We start from the raw sequence: 6,318 nt of genomic DNA, 5'->3' as shown, positions 1-6,318 counted from the left end.
AATAGCCACTCAACTTTTTATCTTTAGTTTATGGATATTCTTACTGGTTAGAGCCTTTATCTCTGGTTCAATTATTGATCAACTTGTAAACTGGGGTTCTTTCATTGGAACAGTAGTCATAGGCACATTCTTAATCCGTAGCGTTTTAAAAGAAGTCTCCCAACGGGAAAAAATCGAAAAACTGGCCGAAGATTTAGGTAAGGCCAATGAAAGACTGAAGGAACTAGACAAACAAAAAACCGAGTTCGTTTCCATTGCCTCACACCAATTGCGGAGCCCCCTAACCGCCATCAAGGGCTATTCCTCAATGCTCTTGGAAGGGTCGTTTGGACCGGTGCCAAAAAAAGCCAAGGAGGCGATTGATGTCATTTTCCAATCCAGTCAAAAAATGATCAGTGTCATTGAAGACTTTTTAAACATTACCCGCATTGAACTCGGCCGGATGAAATACGAAATGTCTGACATTGATGTTGGCGCTCTTGCCAAACAAGTAACCGAGGAGCAACGACCACAGGTTGTCAAAAATGGTCTCAAATTGGAATTTGAAGATGATGGTCACGACCACAATGTTTATACCGACATGGGCAAACTAAATCAAGTCTTTAACAATATTATTGATAACGCCGGCAAATATACCAAAGAAGGCTGGATCAGGGTTCGGGTGGAAAACCTGACCAAGCCGGAAGGGGAGGAGGTAGTGCGTTTTGTGGTCAAAGATTCCGGCGTCGGCATTCCACCAGAAACTCTGCCCAAACTATTTGAAAAATTTGTCCGCGCTTATGATGCCGGCAAAGTGAACCTAATCGGCACCGGTCTTGGCTTGTATGCCGCCAAGCAGATTGTGGAGGGTCTGGGTGGCAAAATCTGGGCCGAATCGGAGGGCAAGGGCAAGGGTTCTACCTTCATTGTAGAATTCAAACACACCAAACCCCTTGCTGAACAAGAAAAAGAGAAAAAGGTGGTGGAGTTTGTGGAGGGAATATAGGTTAGTTGGAAAGTTCCGCTCGCGGACTCGCTCCTTGGTTTGTAAGTTGATAAGGAAGATGGTGAAAAGGGAAAAGAGCTTTCAGGTGATAGAAGATAAAATAGTCATAGCAATTTTTAGAAAATTTTTTGAGCGCCTGAATGATTACAAAATAACAACCTTTTAACCAAGTACCGAAACAACAAGAATTGACTTTCTTAATAATTATAACTTATAATTAAATCAGATAGGAAATTCTGAACCTTTTCGCCAAACGGCGAATAAATTCACTGAAGGGAGGTGACTTAAGTGAGTACTGCTATCAAGGAACGAGTCCGGCCTTTTGCCTTGCGGTTTGCTTCTCGTACCGTATCTCAAGAAGAGATCGAGGAGATGTTCCAAGCCGATCCAAAGACCAGAATCAGGATGACCAAGATATCTCCGACACACACCGTCACAGGCAACAAGTACGACATCGAGCCAGACGACGAGTGAAGGTTCGACCATGCAAAGACGGGGGACTAGCCCTCCCCCCTCTTTTTTATTTTCTTAAACCTAGAGCTCTTTAATTCCTCTTCGCTAAACTGTTTTTCTATTTCTGATATCAGTTTTTTATACTTTTTATTTTTTTTGTTTTCTAAATACATTTCGGCCAAACTCAAATAAGTACCCAAAAAATTTGGACACTTTTCTATAATTTTTAAATACCAATATTCAGCACGATCAAATTCGCCCAAATCCTCATAAACAACCGCCACATTCATATACATCGGATACATTTCCGCGCTTTGTCCTGTTGCAATTTTTGCCGCTTTTTTTGCGTAATCAATTGCTTTCTTGTTTTTGTTGTGCCAATGAACCCGACCAATACCCCAAATCGCGTTTACAGAATTAGAATTCTTTTTTAAGATTTTGTTGTAAGCTTTTAGCGCCTCTCTTTCATATTTATTCTTCTCTTTTTTGTTACCAGCGTAAACTGCCAGATGATCATATAAAAAACCAAGCTTTGATAAAACCATTTCCTCGTTTATCAGTTCTGGCTCTTTTTTAATTTCGCCAGATATCCGGTCTAGAGTTTTTTTATAAAAAGAGTAAGAAACTTTATCGGTTTCCAAGCTTTTATTAAATATCTTTTTTATTTTATTGAGAGCAGTTGACATTTTATTAATAATAGTATTATAACTATGATAGGTCAAGAGTTCGTTCATAAAAAAAGGAGATCTCGCAATGCGAAGCAAAATTCTAGTAGTCACATCATCGGAAGTCTCTGATGTTGAGAGTGTTTTGAACTTTCTCCCTCGAGAAGACACCTTTGTTTTCAAGACCGATTATTTTGAAAACTACGGCGTTACTCAAGAGACAAGTTCAGGAACTGACACATTCTCAATTACTGACGACTCCTCAAGAATTGAATCTTCTGATATTCGCTCTATCTGGTACCGACGGCCTGGAAAGAAGCAACAGGGGATGGGTGATCTTGAGCTTGCAGACAAGCAATATGCCGAACAAGAAGTGTCCAGGTTCTTAAGAGCCTTATGGAATTCTCAGTACCCCCACAATGTTCTTTGGGTAAACCATCCTTATTTGAGTTGGAAGATAGAGTGTAATAAACAACTCCAGATAAAAGAAGCCTGCAAGGCAGGCCTTGATGTCCCAAACTCAATCGTCACTAACGACCACGAAAGAGCACGGGGCTTTCTCTCAAAACACGGGGCTTGCATCTTGAAGACCTTTGGGACATTCTCAAAAGATGAAGAAGGATGGCCTATGGGAGTTTACACCACCCCGATTACCCTCCAAGACCTTGAAACTAACCTCGGCGAGTTGAATCTTTGTCCAGTAATTCTCCAAAGCTATATACCGAAAAGGTTGGAGCTAAGGGTTACGGTAGTGGGAGAGAATGTTTTTGCCTGCGCAATCCACTCTCAAGATAGCGACAGGACAAAGCATGATTGGAGAAAGTACGACTTCACAAACGTAAGGCACGAAATCTTTGAACTACCTCAAGATGTCAAAGACAGGCTTCTGGCATGCATGAGGACCTGGGGATTGAAGTTCGGCGCAATTGACATGGTCATAACCCCAGATGACCGCTATGTGTTCTTGGAAGTAAATCCGGCAGGACAGTGGGGCTGGATTGAAGATCTTACCCAACTCCCTATAGCAGAAGCAATCGCAACTCTGCTCAAGAACGGACGTTAGGCACGTTTCCCCTCTACCTGAGTTTTGCTCAAGTAGAGGGGATTTTTTAATGTTACTAATTCTAAGGCCTAAAAACGATAATTTACGAGGTGATACAAAAGAATAAATATTTAAAAACAATATCAATACATTTTTCTCATTTTATCCAAATAAATCTCCAATGGCTCAAGCCCCATACTTTTCCGCAATTCATCAATTTTTTTTCTATTTCTTATCGGTTGTGGTTTTAAAATCGTCTTTCCTTTTTGAGGAAAACTTCTCAACTGGGTGCCGTAAATTTGTTTCTTGCCGCGATGCAACAAAACCCGATCTGTCAGATAGGCCACTCTTTTTTTATCAACTTCGCCCTTTTCTGCCGCGGCAGTTAAAAGCTTTAGACACTTCTCTTGAAAATCAACATCATGATCGGCATGCTGAACTAAAAGCCAAGCATTGAGAGCTCCTTTTTTGCCAACTAGAGACCTCCCGGGCCAACCATATTTGCTGATTATCTTTTTCATCTCAAGAGTGTTTTTCTTGTCAACTCTCAATAACTCCTTAGCCATTTTCTGGACCATCGCCAAAAGTTTAGGGTCATTTTTATTGGTATTTTCCCTAACCAAATTTTTCCATTCCTTCCATTGTTTCTTTCTAAGGTTTTGATCAACCCTTGTCATTTCTTCTATCTTTAATTTTAGTTCTTTGTTTAGAGACATTTTGTTTAACTATAAACACACTAAGAATCATTGTCAAAAGATTTTTTCCTTAAATCCTTAAACTGGGGCGGTTTTGGGGTGATCAAGTCAAATAAACCAACATTGACTTTCTTTACTTAATACGTATAGTAAGTGTGGAACTGACGTATGCCGAACTTTGCAAATTAGAACCTTCAAAACCAGCAGGAGACGAGGCACATGAAACTTAAACAGAGTCCATTTCTTCATTTGGTTCCTCTAGATAACGGATATGTAGCCCTCTACAACAGTCTGAACCTAGAGGTCGCATTTCTCAAAGAAGACTTCATTGATCGCCATCGACATAGCCAGGCGTGGATTGCCTCTGATGTCAGTTCAAAACATGTACTGGAATCATTGGTAAAGCTTGGGCTCCTTATAAAGGAACAAGCCGATGGCGAAGAGCGGTATCGTGAGTACCAAAAAGCACTTGAGGAGCCATCAATCAACATCCTCTATCTCCTTCTTTCCGATGCCTGCAACATTCGTTGCCGATACTGCTACTTTCTAGCACCGATGCCTTACGACTACCGATTCTCCGTCATGAAAAAAGAGGTTGCGATCAAGGCGCTGGATCTCTTTGCCCGCTGTGTCCAGAAAAGCATTGCCAAAGGTCATCCAGAACAACACATCGTGATCTATGGGGGAGAACCAACAATCAACAAAGGAGTTCTTCTGGATGCGCTCAGATATATTGACGCGCTGAAAGAAGAAGGGCTCTTGCCAAAGACGATTTCGGTGACCTTGAACACCAACGGGATTCTTCTTGATGAGGAAATTCTTAACCAGTGCAAATCAAGCGGAGTGGTGGTGGCCATTTCCATTGATGGCCCAAAAGATGTCCACGACCAAATGCGTGTTTACCCTTCCGGAAAAGGCACCTTTGAAGAAGTCCTCCGCTCATACCGACTCGCCCAAGACAAGGGGGTTAAAACTGGTATTTGCGTAACCATTGATCAACACAACCTTTTTCGGATGGAGGAAATTGTACACTGGCTCGCTAACGAACTCGGCGCAAAGGGAATGGGATTCAACATCCTCATTGAGAATTCTGTGGGACAAGCTGAAGAAAAGCACGATCGCTATGCCGAGATTGTTGCCCAGGAACTCATCAAGAGTTTCAGGGTGGCACGAACAGAGGGTATCTACGAGGACCGCATGATGCGCCGAGTCAAGAATTTTCTTGACAAGGAGCCGGTACTTTCCGACTGCGGAGGCTGCGGACTTCAGATCGTAGTAAGCCCAAACGGCGAGATTGGTACTTGCCAAGCTTTCTGTGGTAAGAAGGAATTCTTCGTTACTGAGCCATTTGAAACGTTCGATCCGGAGTCTCACTCCTTTTGGAAGCAATGGCGTAAACGTTCACCTTTCGCGAACGAGACATGTAAAACTTGCATCGCTCTCGGTAATTGTGGTGGAGGTTGTCCGTACAACGCCCACCGAATCAAAGGGAGTATTGATGCTCTTGACGAACGATTCTGTGCTCACGCGATAGCGACAACCCACTTTCTTATTCGTGACTTGTGGGAGAAACAGAAACAAAAGTGAGTCACAAATAAAGAAACCCGTAAGTGGGAGGACAGCATCCTCCCACTATTTTTTTGTCTTTATAATAGTTACGCCTCGTTTAATAAATTCTTCGGCATTACAAGAATCCTTATACGCCTTTCTAAATTGAGAAAGTAAGGGTTTATGGTGAGGGTATGGAAATACATACTTTTTATCAACAATATTTTGATACTGAGCAGATCCAAGAACAACCACGTTGAATATTTCAGAAAGATCCCACAGTTGTTCTTCTGTCAAAATTTTTATTTCACTTTTTAATTTTTTTTCAACAAAATCAAAAAAAATGAAATGAAGGAGTTCGTGAACAATAGTATGAATTGCATCTGCTAACTTTTTTTTGTAGAAAAATTGAAAAGTTTTAGAATCTAAAAAACGAGGATTACAATCAACTATGGAAGCATATGCAATGTATTTTCCTTTAGGAAACTGATAGTCCATGAAAAATTGTCCAGTTACTGCCACGAACTCTTTTTCTTTTTTATGCCAAGCTTTCTGTAAATTTTTAATACTTTGACTTATTGCTTCTTTGTGGCTACGGTAATAGTTATAAACGTAAAGATGTATTATTTTTTTCTTTTGCTCGGTGTTTTCAAGTGATTTGGCTGATTTTAATTTTGGGTGCAATTTAATAATTCTTTTACCAAAGTCTACTCCGGCACCTTGCTCGTGCAAAAACTGTTCAATCATTATCTCATCAAGTTGTTTATTTGTACAAAAACGAAGTTTTTTCATATACTAAAATATACCAGATCCCCGATGTAATACCAATTTTTTGAAAATAAAAAAGCAGTTTATAGACATACTTAGGTCTTTGTTACGCTGAGTTACTTGCACGGGGTGCAGCGACACGAACTGCAGGCTGTACAATCG

Annotated in this window: 7 protein-coding genes; 4 read left to right on the top strand and 3 right to left on the bottom strand. The window is 40.8% G+C overall.

Annotated features, from left to right (window positions below):
* Positions 1–985: sensor histidine kinase (locus PLK24_RS07035; protein WP_324477642.1), on the top strand; the 985-nt coding region annotated here is incomplete at its 5' end.
* 288 nt (positions 986–1,273) lie between these two features.
* Positions 1,274–1,459: a hypothetical protein gene (locus PLK24_RS07030; RefSeq protein ID WP_324477640.1), complete on the top strand. Its 186-nt coding sequence runs from the start codon at positions 1,274–1,276 to the stop codon at positions 1,457–1,459.
* Positions 1,460–1,485: 26 nt separating this feature from the next.
* Here PLK24_RS07030 and PLK24_RS07025 read toward each other — a convergent pair whose 3' ends face one another.
* On the bottom strand, positions 1,486–2,172 hold the full coding sequence (locus PLK24_RS07025; RefSeq protein WP_324477638.1) for a tetratricopeptide repeat protein: 687 nt from the start codon (positions 2,170–2,172) through the stop codon (positions 1,486–1,488).
* A 19-nt stretch (positions 2,173–2,191) separates the two neighbouring features.
* Between PLK24_RS07025 and PLK24_RS07020 the strand changes: the two genes are divergently transcribed.
* Positions 2,192–3,166: an MvdC/MvdD family ATP grasp protein gene (locus PLK24_RS07020; protein ID WP_324477637.1), complete on the top strand. Its 975-nt coding sequence runs from the start codon at positions 2,192–2,194 to the stop codon at positions 3,164–3,166.
* 122 nt (positions 3,167–3,288) lie between these two features.
* Here PLK24_RS07020 and PLK24_RS07015 read toward each other — a convergent pair whose 3' ends face one another.
* Positions 3,289–3,822 (bottom strand): DUF6624 domain-containing protein, encoded by a 534-nt coding sequence (locus tag PLK24_RS07015; RefSeq protein WP_324477635.1) that lies wholly within the window; start codon positions 3,820–3,822, stop codon positions 3,289–3,291.
* Between the two features lie 237 nt (positions 3,823–4,059).
* On the opposite strand from PLK24_RS07015, the gene PLK24_RS07010 reads away from it, so the two are divergent.
* Positions 4,060–5,427, top strand: coding sequence for a radical SAM/SPASM domain-containing protein (locus tag PLK24_RS07010; protein ID WP_324477633.1), 1,368 nt, complete (start codon positions 4,060–4,062; stop codon positions 5,425–5,427).
* A 45-nt stretch (positions 5,428–5,472) separates the two neighbouring features.
* On the opposite strand, the gene PLK24_RS07005 is transcribed toward PLK24_RS07010, so the two are convergent.
* The gene (locus tag PLK24_RS07005; RefSeq protein WP_324477631.1) at positions 5,473–6,180 is read right to left on the bottom strand and encodes a hypothetical protein; all 708 of its coding nucleotides are present in this window, start codon (positions 6,178–6,180) and stop codon (positions 5,473–5,475) included.
* Positions 6,181–6,318 lie beyond the last annotated feature (138 nt).

Source organism: Atribacter sp. (genome assembly GCF_035418125.1).
Lineage (GTDB): Bacteria > Atribacterota > Atribacteria > Atribacterales > Atribacteraceae > Atribacter > Atribacter allofermentans.
Note: the sequence above shows the minus strand (reverse complement) of the source record. Positions and strands in the feature narration are given on the sequence as shown.

Bases quoted from the DNA above. Each gene is read 5' to 3' on its own strand.
- PLK24_RS07025 (WP_324477638.1), bottom strand. From the start codon at position 2,172: ATGAACGAACTCTTGACCTATCATAGTTATAATACTATTATTAATAAA.
- PLK24_RS07020 (WP_324477637.1), top strand. From the start codon at position 2,192: ATGCGAAGCAAAATTCTAGTAGTCACATCATCGGAAGTCTCTGATGTT.
- PLK24_RS07015 (WP_324477635.1), bottom strand. From the start codon at position 3,822: ATGACAAGGGTTGATCAAAACCTTAGAAAGAAACAATGGAAGGAATGG.
- PLK24_RS07005 (WP_324477631.1), bottom strand. From the start codon at position 6,180: ATGAAAAAACTTCGTTTTTGTACAAATAAACAACTTGATGAGATAATG.
- PLK24_RS07010 (WP_324477633.1), top strand. From the start codon at position 4,060: ATGAAACTTAAACAGAGTCCATTTCTTCATTTGGTTCCTCTAGATAAC.